Source organism: Paenochrobactrum glaciei, assembly GCF_039522165.1.
Lineage (GTDB): Bacteria > Pseudomonadota > Alphaproteobacteria > Rhizobiales > Rhizobiaceae > Paenochrobactrum > Paenochrobactrum glaciei.
The window spans coordinates 1-18,764 of sequence record NZ_BAAADE010000006.1; the positions used below are offsets into that span (position 1 = coordinate 1).

Annotated in this window: 13 protein-coding genes; 9 read left to right on the plus strand and 4 right to left on the minus strand. The window is 46.6% G+C overall.

Going from position 1 to position 18,764, the window contains the following annotated elements; translation table 11 throughout:
- Positions 1–335: 335 nt before the first annotated feature.
- Positions 336–1,988, minus strand: coding sequence for an FMN-binding glutamate synthase family protein (locus tag ABDZ76_RS13260; protein WP_343806293.1), 1,653 nt, complete (start codon positions 1,986–1,988; stop codon positions 336–338).
- Between the two features lie 301 nt (positions 1,989–2,289).
- Here ABDZ76_RS13260 and ABDZ76_RS13265 point away from each other — a divergent pair, with 301 nt between their 5' ends.
- From ABDZ76_RS13265 to ABDZ76_RS13295, 7 genes are all read left to right on the plus strand, one after another.
- A complete protein-coding gene (locus ABDZ76_RS13265) occupies positions 2,290–2,637 on the plus strand; it encodes a hypothetical protein (RefSeq protein WP_343806295.1) in 348 nt (115 codons plus the stop codon).
- Positions 2,638–5,451 (plus strand): hybrid sensor histidine kinase/response regulator, encoded by a 2,814-nt coding sequence (locus ABDZ76_RS13270; RefSeq protein WP_343806297.1) that lies wholly within the window; start codon positions 2,638–2,640, stop codon positions 5,449–5,451.
- Positions 5,448–6,365: a GGDEF domain-containing response regulator gene (locus ABDZ76_RS13275; protein WP_343806299.1), complete on the plus strand. Its 918-nt coding sequence runs from the start codon at positions 5,448–5,450 to the stop codon at positions 6,363–6,365. Before ABDZ76_RS13270 ends, ABDZ76_RS13275 begins: the two co-directional genes overlap by 4 nt.
- A gap of 457 nt (positions 6,366–6,822) precedes the next feature.
- Entirely contained in the window at positions 6,823–8,238 is a 1,416-nt protein-coding gene (locus ABDZ76_RS13280) for an aspartate ammonia-lyase (protein ID WP_343806301.1), read from the plus strand.
- 246 nt (positions 8,239–8,484) lie between these two features.
- A complete protein-coding gene (locus ABDZ76_RS13285) occupies positions 8,485–10,032 on the plus strand; it encodes an AMP-binding protein (RefSeq protein ID WP_343806303.1) in 1,548 nt (515 codons plus the stop codon).
- Positions 10,033–10,071: 39 nt separating this feature from the next.
- Positions 10,072–10,320 carry an acyl carrier protein gene (locus tag ABDZ76_RS13290; RefSeq protein ID WP_343806305.1) on the plus strand — a complete coding sequence of 83 codons (249 nt, stop codon included), beginning with the start codon at positions 10,072–10,074 and terminating at the stop codon, positions 10,318–10,320.
- A gap of 33 nt (positions 10,321–10,353) precedes the next feature.
- Positions 10,354–11,196 carry a hypothetical protein gene (locus ABDZ76_RS13295; protein WP_343806307.1) on the plus strand — a complete coding sequence of 281 codons (843 nt, stop codon included), beginning with the start codon at positions 10,354–10,356 and terminating at the stop codon, positions 11,194–11,196.
- A 72-nt stretch (positions 11,197–11,268) separates the two neighbouring features.
- Here ABDZ76_RS13295 and ABDZ76_RS13300 read toward each other — a convergent pair whose 3' ends face one another.
- Entirely contained in the window at positions 11,269–13,419 is a 2,151-nt protein-coding gene (locus ABDZ76_RS13300; protein ID WP_343806505.1) for a TonB-dependent receptor domain-containing protein, read from the minus strand.
- Positions 13,420–13,655: 236 nt separating this feature from the next.
- Between ABDZ76_RS13300 and ABDZ76_RS13305 the strand changes: the two genes are divergently transcribed.
- A complete protein-coding gene (locus ABDZ76_RS13305; protein ID WP_343806309.1) occupies positions 13,656–15,125 on the plus strand; it encodes a glycosyl transferase family protein in 1,470 nt (489 codons plus the stop codon).
- Positions 15,126–15,184: 59 nt separating this feature from the next.
- Here the strand turns inward: ABDZ76_RS13305 and betC are convergent, their stop codons facing one another.
- Entirely contained in the window at positions 15,185–16,693 is a 1,509-nt protein-coding gene (gene betC, locus ABDZ76_RS13310; RefSeq protein WP_343806311.1) for a choline-sulfatase, read from the minus strand.
- An 88-nt stretch (positions 16,694–16,781) separates the two neighbouring features.
- Complete coding sequence (gene choX / locus ABDZ76_RS13315; protein WP_343806313.1) at positions 16,782–17,726, minus strand: choline ABC transporter substrate-binding protein; 945 nt, start codon at positions 17,724–17,726, stop codon at positions 16,782–16,784.
- A gap of 141 nt (positions 17,727–17,867) precedes the next feature.
- On the opposite strand from choX, the gene ABDZ76_RS13320 reads away from it, so the two are divergent.
- Complete coding sequence (locus ABDZ76_RS13320; RefSeq protein ID WP_343806315.1) at positions 17,868–18,764, plus strand: LysR substrate-binding domain-containing protein; 897 nt, start codon at positions 17,868–17,870, stop codon at positions 18,762–18,764.

Sequence of the window (18,764 nt, forward strand, 5' to 3'; positions counted from 1 at the left end):
TTAAGGACGAAGCTTCCTGCCGCTAGCAGCGCCGCCGCCCTCGTTGTTCGCCTTATAGGGCAACCAATCTAAAACTGTCAACGACAATCTAACAAAAAATGCAAAATTCTTTTCAACAGGGAAAACATAAGAAATTAACTGAATTGTAACCCTGCGCCAGATGTGCAACCTGAATCAGGCATATTCATCCGCTAAATTCTGCTCTCTATATATAAAGTGTGAAAACACCACTTCAAGCCTATCTTATAGCAATATGTTTGCACTGAAACCGCAAATAAAAACCGCCCGTAAATGGTTTACGGGCGGCTTAGCTATCTGATCACTTTTGAAAAAGACTATTTCGTAACGGCGACTCGCTTAGCAAAGGGGCCATGTGGAATCGTTGGCGGGGCAAAACTTTCGGCCGAAGCGCGCTCCCAACGGCTATACCAGTCGGATAATTCTTCGATTTCGTCTTCCAGCAGCAAGAATCCGTCCGGCAAATATGGATAAACTTCATTGCCATCGAGGAATTTATTGTCGTTTTGACGGAACATGAAGTGATAAGGCATGAAATCGCGCGGATCGGTCAGGCCAGCGGCACCGGCAATCTCACCCAAAGCATGCATTGTGTTGCGATGGAAACGCGCGACTCGGTCACTTTTATCACCAACATCAATGGCACGCTGACGCAAAGGATCTTGTGTCGCGATTCCCACCGGACATTTATTGGTGTGACAGGCTTGTGCCTGAATACAGCCAATAGCAAACATGAAGCCACGCGCCGAGTTACACCAATCAGCTCCCAGAGCAAAAGCACGCGCAATATCAAAAGCAGTGATAATCTTACCAGCCGCACCAATTTTGACCTGGTCGCGAATCCCTGCACCGCGCAAAGTATTATGCACGAAGGTCAAACCTTCCAGCATCGGCATACCAACGCGATTGGCAAATTCGACAGGCGCTGCACCGGTTCCGCCCTCTTTACCGTCAACGACGATAAAATCAGGGATAATACCGGTTTTCAGCATAGCCTTAACAATCGACATGAATTCGCGGCGATGACCGATACAAAGCTTAAAGCCCACCGGCTTGCCGTTTGATAATTGACGCAACTGGCCGATGAACTCCATCAGACCGAGAGGTGTTGAGAATGTGCTATGTGCTGGCGGCGAAATACAATCGATACCAATCGGAATACCGCGCGCCTCGGCAATTTCTTCTGTTACCTTAGGCCCTGGCAACATACCGCCATGACCAGGCTTTGCACCCTGACTGAGTTTCAGCTCAATCATTTTGATTTGCGGGTCAGCGGCGGTCTTGGCAAATTTTTCAGGTGAAAAACTTCCATCATCATTGCGGCAGCCAAAATAACCGGATGCAATTTGATAAATCAGATCACCGCCCCCTTGGCGATGATAACGACTGATACCACCCTCGCCGGTGTCATGAGCAAATTTCCCCTTACGCGCACCAATATTAAGTGCGGAAATGGCATTGGCAGACAAAGCGCCAAAACTCATCGCCGAGATATTATAAAGACTGGCATCATAAGGTTGCGTACATTGTGAGCCGCCAATATGCACACGGAAGTCTGTATCGACGTTTTTGACCGGTGCTGTTGAATGTGTCAGCCATGCATAGCCGGAGCTATAAACATTCTCGATTGTACCGAAAGGACGCTTATCTTCTTCACCCTTGGAACGCTGATAAACAAGACCGCGATCCTGACGGCTGAAAGGAACCTCATCCTTATCACTTTCAATCATATATTGACGGATTTCAGGACGAATACTCTCCAGAATATAACGCATATGTCCAAGAATTGGATAATTGCGCAAAACCGCATGTTTTATCTGGATGACGTCATAAATTCCAACGAGTGTTAGACCACCAAAGACAGGAAGTCCGATCCACCACCAATAACTGTGAAACACGCCGGCTATCAACAGCAGGAAAGTGAGTAACGCGACAGCAGCAAATACCGTGTAGCGCAGGTTCAAATACATAGGTTCCACCTTAGTCATTGCCCGTTTGACGGCCATCTATGAGACTGCTCTCATATTGTCAAATAGCATTTTGTTGTGTCCGCAGGTTAACGGTGATGCCATTAATGTGCAAATAGGACAAGGATTGGACAAACAAACCGATTTAAATCGTTTAATGAAAACAATCGGATGCAATTTTGCGCGGTTAAGGCTCTCTCATTAAATAATTGTCACTATAATATTTTTGCTGATGTCTGGTAAATTTTTGCATTTTATGTGATGAAGTCCCTAAAATTCCTGACCAATTATAAAAAGTCGTACCATGTCCAAGAATATTCACCCGCCTTTTCGTTTTCGTGATTTAAGAGCAGCACTTTGCCTGATGGCCGTTGGCGTCATCGCTCTTTTAGGCGCGATGCTCACTCCCACCGGTGTGAATTATCAGTATGGCGTAGTGTTGCCGATGTGGTCTGATCTAGGCGAAACGCTTGCCATGGTTGGGCAGGCAAATGGCGAAATCATCTCTATCAATGATAAAACAGGCATTGCGCTTGTCTATTCTGATGAAGACGATTTTGTCAGCAAGATTTACGAAGCGGGCGCATGGCTTGTTTTCGAGCCATTAGAACTTGGTGGCTGCATTAGTTTTGGCGAAACTTACGGTGCTTAAATGAACGGTGAACTTGATAGATTACGCACAAAGTTCAGCAGATTTCTGGTCTTTTTATTATGGCTGCATCTGCCGGTTATATTGCTCACCGCTTATGCGCTGGATAAAGCCCCCTATGGTGCGCTGATTGCCGCCGCAGTGCTGGCCGCAGTTTATCACATTTCATGGTATAAAAACGGCATCGCCGAGAGCACCCGCTATATTTCGGCAGTTGCCCTTATGGGTGAACCGATCATCTTTCTTTATTTGTTGCGTGGTCATGACTGGCAAATGGATGTACATATGTACTTCTTTGCCATGCTGGCGCTTACTATTGCTTGGTGCGACCGCCGCGTGATTATTCTGGCAGCTGTAACTGTTGTCATTCACCATCTTATGCTCAACTTCATGCTGCCTTATCTGGTGTTTCCAAATGGCGGTAACTTCAATCGCGTTATTTTGCATGGTGTTATTGTTGCATTCCAGTCCACAGTGTTGATCTGGTTCTGCAATATGCTGGTGGAGAGCTTCCATCGAAATGAAGTGATGCGCAATGAAATTGAAGCGCAAAACGATGTATTGGAAGAACGCTCAAAAGCAGCTGAAGCCGCCTATGAAGCCAAAGGCATTTTCCTTGCCAATATGAGCCATGAAATCCGCACGCCGATGAATGCTATTCTCGGCTTTTGTCATCTGATCATGCGCACAGATCTGACCGACAAACAGCGCGATTATATGTCAAAAATCAGTGGCGCGGGCTCATCGCTCTTGCGCCTGATTAACGATATTCTTGATTTTTCCAAAAACGAAGCCGGAAAGTTGACACTTGAGCGCCGCTCTTTCAACATCCGCAATGCTGTCGACAATCAGATTTTTCTGGTTACCAATGAGGCAGATGCAAAGAATGTGCGCTTAAAAACGCTGTTTGCGCCGGATATCCCGCACAAAGTAATCGGCGATGAACTGCGCTTCAATCAGGTTTTGATGAATATTCTCAGCAATGCCATCAAATTCAGCGAAAATGGCAGTGTGACGGTTGAAGTAAAACTCACCCAACCAGCAAATGAAAAAGTAAACATCGCTGTTTCCGTCACCGACACCGGCATCGGCCTTACCGAAGAACAGCAGAAAAACCTCTTCACCTCGTTTACGCAAGCCGATAGTTCAACCACACGCCGTTTTGGCGGCACCGGCCTTGGCCTCATCATCAGCAAGCAGATTGTTGAGCAGATGTCCGGCAAAATTGAAGTGAAAAGTGTAGCCAATGAAGGCAGCACATTTACTTTCAATGTGGTTTTCGACTCAGCCGAAAATGATAAACGCGACGTGACCGATGTGCCGGAACATATTCAGGCCTTGCGTGTGCTTGTGGCAGATGACAATCCGGCTTCGCGTGAAATTCTGCAAAGCATCTTTGCTTCATGGTCGATGAAAATTGATCTGGTTGCCTCCGGTGAAGAAGTCATCGGTGCATTAGTTAACCACCAAAACAGTCACACGCCTTATGATCTTTTGCTGCTCGACTGGAAAATGCCGGGCATGGATGGTCTGAATACGCTGAAAGTCATGCATTCCGATGCGCAAATCAATCAGTTCCCGCATGTCATTTTGATCAGTGCTTACGGACGCGAACAATTTGAGCAAGAAGCAGAGCAATCCGGCGTTACCAATTTCCTGACCAAGCCGATTGAGGAAACTGTACTACTCAGCACAATCATCGATCTGTTCCGTGAACAAAAAACCGATGATGACGACCAGTTGCCGGACACGCCAAGAGTTTCCAATCATGCCCAAGGCAAGCAGGTGCTGTTGGTGGAAGATAATGCCATCAATCAGGAAATTGCCGCGGAATTGCTCATGGATGCCGGTTTAAGTGTTGATACGGCAGATAATGGTCTTATTGCCGTTGAAATGGTTAAAGCCAATCCGGATAAATATCATGCCATTTTGATGGATGTGCAGATGCCGGTGATGGACGGCATTGAAGCCACCAAAACAATCCGCCGCACCATCAGCGCTGACCGCTTGCCGATTATCGCACTGACCGCGCATGCTTATGAAGAAGAGCGCAATAAATGCTTTAAGGCTGGCATGAACGATCATGTATCCAAGCCGATTGACCCGCAATTGCTGGTGCAAACGCTGGATAAGTGGCTGCACGCAGACACAACTCAAGCAACGCCGGCACAAACAGCAACATCAACTCCCGCACAAGTCGATGAAACCTTGCCGGATCATCTTCACCCGTTCGACATTGCAACAGCGCTTGTGCGGGTCAACGGTAAACGTAAATTATTACGCAAGCTCATTATCAACTTTGCTGATAGCTTTGAACATGTCGTCAAAGAACTGAAAGACAAACAACAGGTCAACGACATGGAAGGCGCACGCCGTCAGGCACATACATTAAAAGGTGTTGCCGCCTCATTGGAACTGGCGGATGTTTCCCGCGCTGCGCATCAGCTGGAATTGGCTTATGCTGCGCAGGATCTGAGCAATACTGAAAACCTGCTTGACCAGCTTGCGACATCTATTAAACCCGCCCTTGAGGCAGCAGCAAGTTTGCAACCGGCACAGCCAAAAAATGCAACCTTTAAATCTGCTGGTCTGAATTTCGACGATGTCATCAATGAAACTGCTATTTTACGTGAATTGCTGGTCAAACGCAGTTTGCGGGCTCGCAGCAGTTTTGAAGAACTGGCAGGAAAACTGAACACAACGACCAATGTTATGCCGCTCCTCCCTGTAAAACAGGCGATCGACAAACTAGATTATGAACAGGCCCTTGTGGCGCTGGATCAGTTGTTATCAACGGAGACGGACAAGTCATTATGAACAATCGCGCTGTCATCCTCATCGTTGATGACGAAATCACCAATATCGAAATCATGAATGCAGTGTTGGAAGACACTTACGAGATTTGTTTTGCCACCTCTGGCGAGCAAGCGATTGAGGTTGCGCGTACTGTTCTGCCTGACCTCATTCTCCTTGATGTCATGATGCCGGGTATTGATGGTTATGATGTGTGCGAGCGTATCAAATCCGAACGTCTTTTGGCTGATGTGCCGGTGATTTTTACCACCGGCCTCACTGATCAGGATGCCGAAGTGCGTGGGCTTTCACTGGGCGCGATTGATTATATCACCAAACCTATTCAGCCGGTGGTACTGCGCGCACGCGTTGCCAATCACATTGAATTAAAACGCCTACGCGATCAGCTTGCACAAATGGCTGTCACCGACGCGCTCACAGGCCTGAGCAACCGCCGCCACCTAGAAGAAACGATCAAAACCGAAGTCACCGCTTTGGCAGAAACCAAAGATTGGTTATCAGTCATTTTGCTCGACATTGATTTCTTCAAATCCTTCAATGACACTTATGGCCATCCCGAAGGTGATCGCTGCCTGATTATGGTGGCCTCCGCCCTCACCCGCGCCATGCACCGTTCTGATAATACGGTTGCGCGTTATGGCGGTGAAGAATTTGCTTGTATTTTACCAGGAACCAATTTTGAAGCAGCCATGAAAATGGCGCAGAATATTAAAAACCAAGTGCAGGCACTCAATATCCCGCATTCCGGTTCATCGATCAGCCCGTTCCTTACCATCAGCATGGGGGTTGCCTCGGCCATGGCTGCGCATGGCATGACCTCTTCCGACTGGATCAACCATGCCGATCAACAGCTCTATTTAAGTAAAGCCGGTGGCCGTGATATGATTTCCGGCGCGGTTTTTACACCTGAAAACTAATTATTTTAAACTTTACTCATATATTTCGAAGAAAATAACCGCATCTGATTCATGCGGTTTTTTCTTTTTATCCATGTGTTTTTGCAAAAAAACAGAACAAAAAAGAACTACATCTTTACGCGAGAAAAAGATTTTTTCTTCGCCTAAATTCAACTAAAACTAGAAACGACTCATTCTCCCGCAACAAAATACATTTTTTATAAGAAATTTATGCATTTTGTTACCTGTTTTTCTCGCAAACAATTGCATTTTCGGCAGCATGGCGCTATTCCCACTGTCTGATTAAATAACAAACTGCAATCATGGCGAACGTCTCGGCAGGCCGATGGGAAGTCTTCCAAAACGTATAAGAACAATTGTGCGCAAATGTTCGCCTCATGCTCGACAGGATTAACCACTAAAAGATACGCATTCGTTTGCGTTCTATTGCTGACATACGATTGAAACGGATACCAGAATGGCTCAAGACCTGAATTCCCCTGCGCTAGAAATGAGAACAGAGCACGATATGCTCGGTGAAATGGATATTCCGTTACACTTACGCTATGGGATTCAGACGGTTCGAGCGTTGGAGAATTTTCCGATTTCCGGTGTGAGCATTGGCCAGTTTCCAAGCCTCGTTAAAGCTTTTGGTATTGTCAAAAAAGCAGCCGCGGCCGGTAACTATGCCGAGGGCAGCCTCACCAAGCAGCAATATGATGCAATTTGCCTTGCCTGTGATGATGTAATCAGCGGTGCATTGAACGATGATTTTGTCGTTGATGTTTTTCAGGGCGGTGCCGGCACATCCACCAATATGAACGCCAATGAAGTGATCGCCAACCGCGCACTTGAACATCTTGGCCTGCCGCACGGTTCTTATGACGTCATTCATCCGAATGAAGACATCAACCGTTCGCAATCCACCAATGACATGTATCCGACATCGGTGAAGCTTTCGATGATCCTGAGCAGTCAGGACTTGCTCAATGCGCTTGATATTCTGATTGCCTCTTTTGAGAAAAAAGCGGCCGAATTCAAAAACCACGTCAAGCTTGGCAGAACCCAATTGCAGGATGCTGTTCCAATGACCTTGGGGCAGGAATTCAACGCATTCGCCACAATTTTCAAAGATGACATCCTTCGTCTGAAAGATGCCATGAAACAGCTCACCGAAGTTAATCTCGGCGGCACGGCCATCGGCACCTGCATTAACGCCTCACAAGCCTATATTGATGTGTCCTTTGAACATTTGCGTCAATTCAGCGGCGTTGAAATGACACCGGCCAAAGACATGATTGCAGCCAGCTGGGATATGGGCGCATTCATCAGCTATTCCAGCGTTTTGAAGCGCATTGCATCAAAACTTTCTAAAGTCAGCAATGATCTGCGCCTGATGTCGAGCGGCCCACGCGGCGGCATTGGCGAAATCAAGCTGCCTGCACAGCAGCCTGGCTCATCCATTATGCCAGGTAAAGTTAATCCGGTTATTCCGGAATCCGTCAATCAGGTTTGCTTTCAGGTTATCGGCCTTGATGTGGCGGTTACCATGGCTGCCGAAGCTGGCCAGTATCAGCTGAACGCTTTTGAGCCTTTGATTGCTTACAATATTCTGACGTCGATTCAGCTGCTTTCCAATGCGTCGCGCAATCTGGTTGAAAAATGCGTTGACGGTATCGAAGCCAATGTTGAGGCTTGCCGCACCATGGCTGAAACCTGCACCACCTTGGCCACCGCTCTGGTGCCGGTAATGGGCTATGATGCAGCGATCCGCATTGCAAAATCAGCACTCAATGACGGTGTCAGCGTTAAAGAAGCAGCAATTGCGGAAGGCCTGGATCCGGCATTGGCAGCAGAATTGCTTGAACCAATGCGCATGACCAACGCGCAGTAAGACATAAAAGCTGTTATATGACCATTATTTGCCATTGTCTGTTTAAACCAACAGACAATGGCATTTTTATAAAATTATTACATTTAAAGATAGGATCAAAGCGACAGCTCCATAAATAAGGGCGAAGCGCGGTGCTTTGGGATAATCTTGTTGGAAATAAAAATTATTCGTTTAAGGAATAGAAATCAAATAATTGTGATAGATAGAGCTGTCATACAGCCCATTTTCTGAAGATTGCGACGGAATATGTCAGATAATTATAACATTACGCTCAATTTCCTTGAGACAACTCAAAAGAATAGCAGCAATTTATTCTATTCTGACCGGTCAACACATCTGACTTACGGCGAAATGCACAAGCTTGTTGTCGACTTGGCAAGCTTTATGACAGAGCACAAAAAGCCAAAGAAAGTGGGCATTCTCGGCACCAAAAGCCCTGAAGCCTATATCGGAATTCTGGCAGCCGGTTACGCCGGAGCCACCTATGTTCCACTTAATTTAAAATGGCCGGAACAGCGTATCATCCAATTGCTCGAAGCATTGGATCTGGATGTTCTGATTGTCGACAAGCAAGGTTTAAGCCTGTTAACGCCAGATGTTTTAAAGGCCGCTCCCGATCTAATTGTTTCCGTCAGCACTCAAAATTTAAATGCAGCGCGCGACAGCCAGTTGCTCGTTGCATTTGCCGATGTAAAGGCTGAAAATCTCATCGCGCCTGCGCAAGTTGGCTCAAAAGATTTAGCTTATATTCTCTTCACCTCCGGCACCACAGGCATGCCAAAAGGTGTAATGATTTCAGCCGGTTCGCTCAAAAGCTATTTAGATCAAAGCCGATCATGGACAGCACTCACGCCAGAAGACCACATGGCTGAAACATGTGATGTTACTTTTGATCTCAGTGTGCATAATTTGTTTTTATGTGTCGATGCAGGCGCATCGTTGCATATCTTCTCAGCACTTGAAATGCTGGCACCAAGCCGCTTTATCCGCGAGCGTTCCATTACCGTTTGGATGTCAGTGCCTACCCTTGCAGCCATGATGCGCAAAAGCGGCGCATTGAAGGTAGATAGCCTGCCAACCCTGCGGCTCTCAATCTTCTGCGGTGAACCATTGCCGCTCGCCACGGTTGAAGCTTGGGCGCAAGCCGCTCCCAATGGCATTATTGACAATATTTATGGCCCGACAGAAGGTACGGTTATTTGCCTGCGTCAGCGCGTAGAAGCCACGCCGGTTGTGACTGAGGGGCGTGATATTATCGCCATTGGCACGCCATACAGCACGATGCAGGTTGAGATTTTTGACGAAAACCAGCAAATATTGGGTTCCGGCCAAGCAGGTGAAATTGCACTAAGTGGCCCCCAGCTAGCTGAGGGCTACTTCAACTACGCCAATAGCAGTCAAACCGATCGCTTCCGTGATATTGACGGTCAACGCTGGTATCTGACCGGCGACTTAGGCATGCGTGATGAAAATGGTGTTTTTCATCATCTTGGTCGCACCGACAATCAGATCAAGCTCAAAGGCAATCGCGTCGAACTGGAAGAAGTTGAGGCGCATTTAAGAAAAGCAGCCCAAAGCGAAATGGTCGCCGTGGTTGCATGGCCGATCATTGAAAATTCTGCACAGGGGCTGGTGGCCTTCTGCACAAGCGGCTTGACAGAAGAGACTATCAAAACAGCTCTACTTGACAGTTTACCCCGCTATATGGTGCCGGAAACTGTTCATCTCCGGGACACACTGCCGGTCAATATCAACGGTAAAATTGACCGCAAACAACTGCTTGAACAACTATAATTCACTAATCAATCTTCTAAAAAAATGAGTAAAATATCTATGTCTGCATCAGAATTTCAACAAATCAAAACATACATTCTCGGCGTTCTGGCAACTTATAACATCCATAATGTTACTGATGATCAGGCGCTCTTTTCATCCGGCATGCTCGATTCACTGGCAGCAGTGCAAATTCTGACCCAGTTAGAAACAGATTTTAATATTGATCTGGCTGATGAAGATTTCGACATCAATCATATCGACAGCCTGCAAGCGCTGGAAAATTTTCTGGCCTCCCGCAAGAACTAACACCTGCTTTTTCTATCGTCATAGGTCTGAAATATGAAAATACGCGCAATTGAAATGGACGAGCTGGATCAGGCGACAGAGTTACTACAAGAAGGCTTTGGCAGCATCTCGAAAGAGCATATGAAAAAGCGTTTATTGAAAATGTTCCATTATGCGAACCAATTTGGACATTCCCAAATTGGTTATATCGCCTCCAACAATGATGGCGATATCGGTATTACCTTGGCCCTGCCCTTCACGCGCTCCATTTATGAGCAAGAACCCATTAATACAGTCAATTTTGCTGCTTTTTATATTAAGCCCAAGTTTACATGGATGGCTTCATTATTTTTGCGCAAAGTTATGACGGAAAAAGATATCGACTATGTCGATGTCACTGCGTCCGCCTCAATGCGCAAAATCAATCAGCATTTAGGCTTTGTAAACTCAGCAATCGGTTTACTGGTCATACCATTGGTAGCCAGTGCTATCCGACCATTTAGAATGGCGAAAATTCGTAAGTTCAACCCGAAAAAAACAAGTTCATTTTCTGCTGAGACCACAAAAATACTGGAAGATCATATTGATCTGGGGTGCCATGTTTTAACGATTGAACGCGATGGTGAGATTTTTCCGGTTGTTTTAAGGCCTAAAAAACGCGGACATATGCCGACGGCTCGCGTCATCTTGGCCAAAGACAGAGACTTAATACTTAATTCGCTTGGTTCACTGTCACGCTATTTATTGGCGCACGGTTTCTTTTTTCTTGAAATGGATGTGTTTGAAAAACCGGAATTATGGGAAACTTCATTACGTAAACGCTCAGCACCAATTCAATCTACTAAACCAAAAAACACTATCGCAATAGATCATACATATACCGAACTCGTATATTAAGTTTGATAGTCCAATAAAAAAAGCCCTTGGCAGAGACTGCCAAGGGCTTTTTCATGCTTCAATGAACGACAATCAGAATTTAGATGTCATTCCAACCCAAAGACGACGACCATCAACAGATGTATTGAAATCATCAACACCAACCTTCTTGTCAAACATATTATAAACAGCTGCATTGAGCGTCACATGTTCGCTAAAGTCGTAAGTCGCGCCAATATCAAAAGTCATATAAGCATTATACTTATAAGCATTTGGCTTACCATTTTTCCCATTTGAATATGGCTTACCATTCGTACCTACACGTGCGCCTGCATTAATTTCAGAACCGTGATAATTAGCTGCAGTCCATGCAGAGAGACCTTCTACAGGTGTTGTCCAGTCCGCACGAATATTAGCCATATGCTCTGGTGTACGTGTCAAAGGCAGCCCATCAAAATCGCCACCTTTCTGACGTGAATGGGTATAGGTATAGCTCGCACGCATACGAATATCATCGGTAACTTCCCAGTTTGCAGTCAGTTCAACACCCTGCATAACGGCATTGTCGATATTATAATTTTTCCACAAACGATAATTAGGGTCTTTATCCCAAAAAAGTGGATTACCATTACTGTCAGTTTCCATTCTATTACTGATTTTGTCCTTAAAATCAGTATAGAAATAAGTTGCACCAAGCTGCAGTCCATCCTGATTGTCCCAAAGAGCGCTAAATTCATAGCTCGTGCTCTTTTCAGCCTTCAGGCTTTCATCGCCAATGATGACACCACAAGTTTTGCCCTCATAGCTACAGCCACCGCCACCAGTCGTATAAGCATAGCCTGGTGCAATTGTGCGAATATCAGGAGCTTTAAAACCTGTAGAAATACCGCCTTTCAGGGTTACTTGTTCGGTCGCGTGCCAAACAGCATAGGCTCGTGGAGATAAATGAGAACCGTAGACTTCATGATCATCCATACGCAAACCACCAGTCAGCGAGAAATCAGGAGTGATCCACCATTCATCTTCCGCAAATAATGCCCACTGACGAATGTTAAAAGTCTCATTCACCTCTTTGCCAAGAATATTTTTATACCCTGGATTTTGATCCGTCAGGTGAGCATCAAAATATTGACCACCTGTAACAAGTGTGTGCTGACCATAAAATTCAAAGGGGGTTGTAAACTTTCCGTCTAAAACAGAGTTACGGATTTCTGGAATTCTTGTACTCTCAGTTATGGCTAGCTTCTTATCATCCCAGCCCCAACTTGTACGCTTTGCCCACTCTTGCTGGAAAGAGAACTCAGAGGTTGTTGGCCCCCAACGACCGACATGAGTTACAGACCAATGTTTACGATCATTGTAGTTATAGCTCTTATGTGTGCCTGCTGCTTGGGTATAATCCGGATTGGCTTCACGACGCGCACGCGTTACACCACCTTCAAAAATAATATCATGATCTTCATTTGGTGTAAGGGTCAGTTTACCACTCAAGTCACCGTCACGCTGTTCATGAACCCCGTCAATAAACTTGTCTTCATTACGCTTCATACCACGTCCCCACAATTGAAGACCGGCAACTTCCTTTACCAAAGGACCACTCGCGTAAAATGAAACCTGACCACTATTACCATAGTCTGATTTTTGTAAAGTACCATCAACAGTCACTTCACCATGCCATTCATCGGCAACTTTCTTCGTGATGATATTAATAACACCACCCATCGCATCAGAACCATAAAGCGACGACATTGGTCCACGCACAACTTCAATACGTTCAATCGCTGAAGCTGGCGGAACAAAGCTCTGTTCAAGACCAGAAATATTACTATTCGTGCGAGCATCTCTTGTGCTCTGACGCTTACCGTCCACCAAAATTAGTGTATATGCGCCCGGCAAACCGCGCATCATAATATCTTGGCTATTCGCACCACCAGTAACACTCACCCCCTGCACACTCGCCAGAGCATCGGTCAGGTTACGGAATGAACCTTTTTTAATTTCGTCCTGCGGCACAACCGTGATGCTGGCAGGAGCATCTTTCACATTCTGCTCAAAGCCGGTTGCAGTCACAACGATCTGATCCAGCAGGATACCGCTACCGCTTGACAACGACTGAGCAATTTCTTCTTCCGTCAGTGCAGGCTTCTTTTTAGCTGTCTGCGCTTGTGCGGTAACAGATAGAGACAACAAAGTACCGGCCAAAATTGTCCCGCAGGCAAGCCACGAAAAATGGCGCAACTTCATCGGATTCAATAATTGCGAAGCAGGCGTCGTTGCAGTTTTATGTCCCACTCTGGTCATTTCAATTGCTCTCTGTCATAAATATGAGTTATTAACTCCTCTTAATTGGGAGCGCATGCAGAGGTCAATTGCCATGATTCAAACTTATTTCAACATCAGCTTTTTGCAATTGACTATTCAGTATCCGCGTACATACCTCAAGAATTTGAAAACTGTTTCACTTGCAAAGGATTAGCACTGTGGGTGAAGACAATAACAACAGCACTTTGCCCTCCTCACACCTCGGGCAGCTGAGATTACTGGTTGCACTGGACACATTACTCGTGGAAGGGAGTGTCCAAAAAGCAGCAGCTCAAATGGGTTTAAGCGCACCTGCAATGAGCCGTATGCTTACGCAAATCCGTGAAGCTTTTGATGATCCGATCTTCATTCGTTCAGGCCGCCGCATGCTGCCGACACCGAAAGCCGAAGCTCTGCGCCTGCGTTTACGCGCGCTTTCCGCGGAAGCCGAAAACCTCCTAAAACCGGAGCACAAACAAGACAACACTATTGCTTGTGATGCATGGCGCTCTCAGGCGCTTTTAACAGCGCCGCCATTATCACTCAGGAAACCCCTGCTGGATGGTCAACCATCCCCTCAACAGCTGGCACAGCAACTGGTTGACCTTACACATCATAATGATCCCGTCATCCGGTTTTCACGTTTTCTTGGCATTATCGGCCGTGGCAGCGGCAATAGCCGCCCCTTATCCATTGAAGAGGCGGAGGAGGCATTTTCTCTTATTTTAGAAGAGAAAATTGACCCAATTCAGCTCGGCAGCTTCTTAAGTCTGATCCATTATCGTGGCACGTCTGCACAAGAACTTGCAGGTATGATTTATGCCATCCGTCATCATTACGGTTTAAATGATCCCAATATTCAGCGTGCCGATCTTGATTGGCCAGCCTATCTCTCACCCAATTCACAACGTGCACCATGGTTTATGCAAGCAGCCAAATTGCTTGCACAAGCAGGCTATAAAATCGCTCTGCATGGTAATAACGGAACCGGAGATACAAGTGGTAAAATTGAAAAAGCGGCACGCGCATTGCATATACCAATCGCACTCAATATTCGCCAAGCAAGTGAGCATCTGAGCAGCAGCAACATTGTTTATTTACCGCTTCCCGCCTTTGCGCCGCATTTGGCGGCGCTGAATGCTCTCTATCCGCTTTTTGCCACACGTTCACCGGTTGGTGACTGTGTACATCTGATCAACCCGCTGCAAGCGCATTCCAGCCTGTTGGGTGTCTCTCGCCCCGCCTATCGCGAACTCCATCGTGATACGATCAACCTGATGCTCAACAGACAAAAAAAATCCGCTCTTCATAAAAATCCACTACGTAAATTGAATATTCTAAGCGGCAACAGAGATGTGGCTGAATTTTTCCCGTTTAGAGACACCGTTATATTAAATCTAACAGAAGCAGAAAGTGCGGATATTCACATTCCAGCACTGGAAGAGCCCACCATTCATCCACGCATAGCGATGGACTCTTTTGAATATTGGTATGCTATCTGGCAAGGTACTGCGATCGATGACAGGTTGGAGACAGTCATCACCGCCACTGCGGCATTGGGATTGATGACCTTAAAACCAAGCGAGTCTTTCAACACCTGTCACACAATTGCGAAAAAGCTCTGGCAGAACAGACATAAACAAGCATAAGAAAAGCTACAGGCTTCGTAACTAGAGTTTTGTCACGAAGCCTGAGCCACTATAAACAATCAGCGCGGGAAGCGCTGATTTTCTTCCAGCACGTTTAAGTCCATATGATTGCGCATATAGCGCTCGGATGCTTTTTGCAGCGGCTGATAATCCCAAGGATAATAAGCCCCATTACGCAATGCCGGATAAACTACATGACGGCGTGCCTGACTGGCACGCACTTGTGCGTCATAAAGCTCGAGATTCCAGCGCTCTTCTGCAAGTTTCATCAGACTTGCCAAATCCTCCTGATAATCGGCTTGGCCTGCCAGATTATCCAACTCATCCGGATCATTGTGCAAATTAAACAATTGTGGTGGATCAGCACGGCAAAGGTTCAGTTTCCAATCCCCCTCACGCAATGAAACCATAGGCGCGATTGTACCTTCAGCCGCATATTCCATCGGCACCACGCCACGTTGAGCCTCACCCTTGGCAACAGGCACAAGCGACATGCCATCTGTCCAAGGCATAATGCCGTGAAGATCAATACCCGCCAGATCCGACAGTGTCGGCAGCACGTCCAAGGTAGAGACGGCCTCCTCAACCAATACTGCTTTGAGCTGCGGAGCCGCGATCATCAGTGGCACACGCGCAGAACCTTCAAAAAAGTTCATTTTGAACCACAAACCGCGTTCACCCAGCATATCGCCATGATCTGATGTAAATACAATCAATGTATTTTCGCTCATGTCACAGCGCTCAAGCACATCAAGCAGATTGCCGATTTTCTCATCCACATAGGAAATATTGGCAAAATAAGCCTGTCGAGCTGCTCTGATCTGCTCTGCGCTCAAAGCATAATCTTCGGCCTTGCAAGCGCGATGCAAACGCTCGCTATGCGGATCAATATCTTCCGGTTTTAATGGTTCAATTTTCGGATCAAGCTGCGGAATATCCGTATAAAGATCATAAAACCGTTTGCGCGCCACATAAGGGTCATGCGGATGGGTAAAGCTCACCGTCAAGCACCACGGGCGCTCATCATGTCCGCGTGCCAGATCATAAAGCTTGGCTTCTGCCTGATATGCCACTTCATCATCATATTCGAGCTGGTTGGTAATTTCAGCCGTTCCTGCGCCGGTAATTGAGCCCAGATTATGATACCACCAATCAATGCGCTCACCAGGCTTTCGATAATCCGGTGTCCAGCCAAAATCTGCCGGATAAATATCGGTGGTCAAGCGCTGCTCAAAACCGTGCAGCTGATCAGGACCGACAAAATGCATCTTGCCCGACAAAGCGGTCTGATAACCAGCATTACGCAAATGATGTGCATAGGTCGGAATTTCTGACGAGAACTCCGCGGCATTATCATAAACGCCTGTGCGTGATGGCAATTGCCCCGACATAAATGAAGCGCGTGCCGGCGCACAAAGCGGGCTTGCCGTATAACAATTGGCAAAACGCACAGAGCGTTCAGCAAGCTTGCGCAAATGCGGCGCATACAAGAAATCCGCAGGACCATCCGGAAAGAATGTGCCGTTGAGCTGATCCACCATCAAAACAAGAATATTCGGCTTTTTCATCGAGCTAAAACCATCAGTAACGAGTAAGTATAATGTAAAACGGCGGACATCAGAAATGCCCGCCTGTTACAAAGTTCTATAGCACAGTTTAAAGGCCGAGTTTAGCCTTTACCGCTGCCGCACCTGGCTCACCTTTAAAAGTGGTAACGCCATCAAGCCATTTATCGAGAACATCCGGATGTGCTTTCAGCCATGTTTTAGCGGCCGCTTTGCCTTCCGTGCCGTCATTGAGGATTTTATCCATCAACTCATTTTCCATATCAACTGTGAAAGTCAGCTGTTTGAAAAAATTGGCCGCATTAGGGCATTGTTCTGCCCAACCGGTACGCGACAGCGTATAAACTTCTGCTCCACCATAATTAGGGCCGAAATAATCATCGCCACCGGTAAGATATTCAATATTCAGCTTGTTGTTCATCGGGTGCGGTGCCCACGCCAGAAAAACAACCCACTGCTTGTTTTTATTCTTGCGTTCAACCTGAGCCAGCATCGCCTGTTCACTTGATTCAACAAGCTTCCAGCCGTCCAGCTTCAAATCTTTATTGGCAAGAATTTTTTCGATGTTTTGATTAGCCGGTGCGCCCGGTTCAATGCCGTAAATTTCTTTACTGAATTTATCCGCATGGGCATTTAAGTCAGCAAAATCTTTGATGCCTTCCTGCGCGACATAATCAGGAACGGCTAGCGTAAATTTAGCGCCTTCCAGATTTTTAACCAGAATTTCGGCAGCTTTTGAACTGTCGAGATCATCACGGAATTTCTGCTGTGCAGGCATCCAATTGCCCAAAAATACGTCAATATTGCCGGTTTTCAGGGCTTCATAGCCGATCGGCACAGACATGGTTTTAACATCAGCTTTATAGCCAAGCCCGTCAAGCAAGACACTCGCAACCGAGTTTGTTGAGGTGATGTCTGTCCAGCCCGGATCCGATAAACGGATTGTTTCACATGCCGCAGGTTCTGCTGCAGCGGCCACACCGGTCAAGCCTGTGAACCCTGCCAATGCTAGTGCTGTCAGTTTGAGATAGCGCATTCATATTCCCCTGTCTGGCTTACACTCAAAAGATTACGCAAAATCAAATTTGGTTATGACTTGCTTTCTGCCTTTAAAGAAAACATCTTTAAGGATAAGGGAAAAGACATTGATTTTTTATGATAGAAATAAAGGTTATTTATGGCTTCTCCATCTTGGGATCTTGGCAGTCTGAGTGTTTTTGAAGCTGTCGGACGGTTAGAAAATCTGACCCTTGCTGCGCGCGAACTTGGCATGACGCAGCCTGCTGTCAGCTATCAAATAAAACGGCTTGAAGAGCGTTTAGGCGTTGCACTCTTTGCCAGACGAGCGCGCGGCGTGGAAATTTTGCCGGAAGGCAACATACTTTATAGCGCTGTTCGTCAAGGACTGGACGGCATTGACGAAGCACTTCAGCAGATCAAACGACGGCAGCGCACACCGGGTTTACGTATTGCAACAGATTATGGATTTGCAGCCTTTTGGCTGATGCCGCGCGTGGCAAAATTCCGCCCTCAACATCCAAGCGTGGATGTCCGCATTACGGCCTCCTCCATGTTGCAGGTAAACAATTACAAAGAAGCCGATATTGCAATTTTATTTGGTGGGCGTGAAGATTTCCCGGCCAATGCGGTTCCCTTTATTACCGAGGCTGTCACGCCCGTATGTTCACGCGAATTTCTGCGCCAGCATGGCCCTTTTCCGCATGGCAAAGGCTTAAGCCGCGCACCTCTTCTGCATCTGGATACATTACAGGGGAACCGTTGGTATACATGGGAAAGCTGGCTCGACGAGATCCATCAAGAGATTGACGATGACCATGCCGGTCTGGTCTTCAATACTTATAACCTTGTGCTGGAGGCAGCCGTTGCCAATCAAGGTGTAGCACTTGGTTGGGCAGGCCTGATAGATGGTGCCCTCAAACGTGGGCAGCTTGTGCCAGCTTGCGAAATTACCTTGACCAGCAATAAAGGCTACTGGCTGCTCACTAACCCCGATATTTCAGATATTGCACATCAATTATGCACCGAATTGCTGGCAACAGAACCGGATACGTAA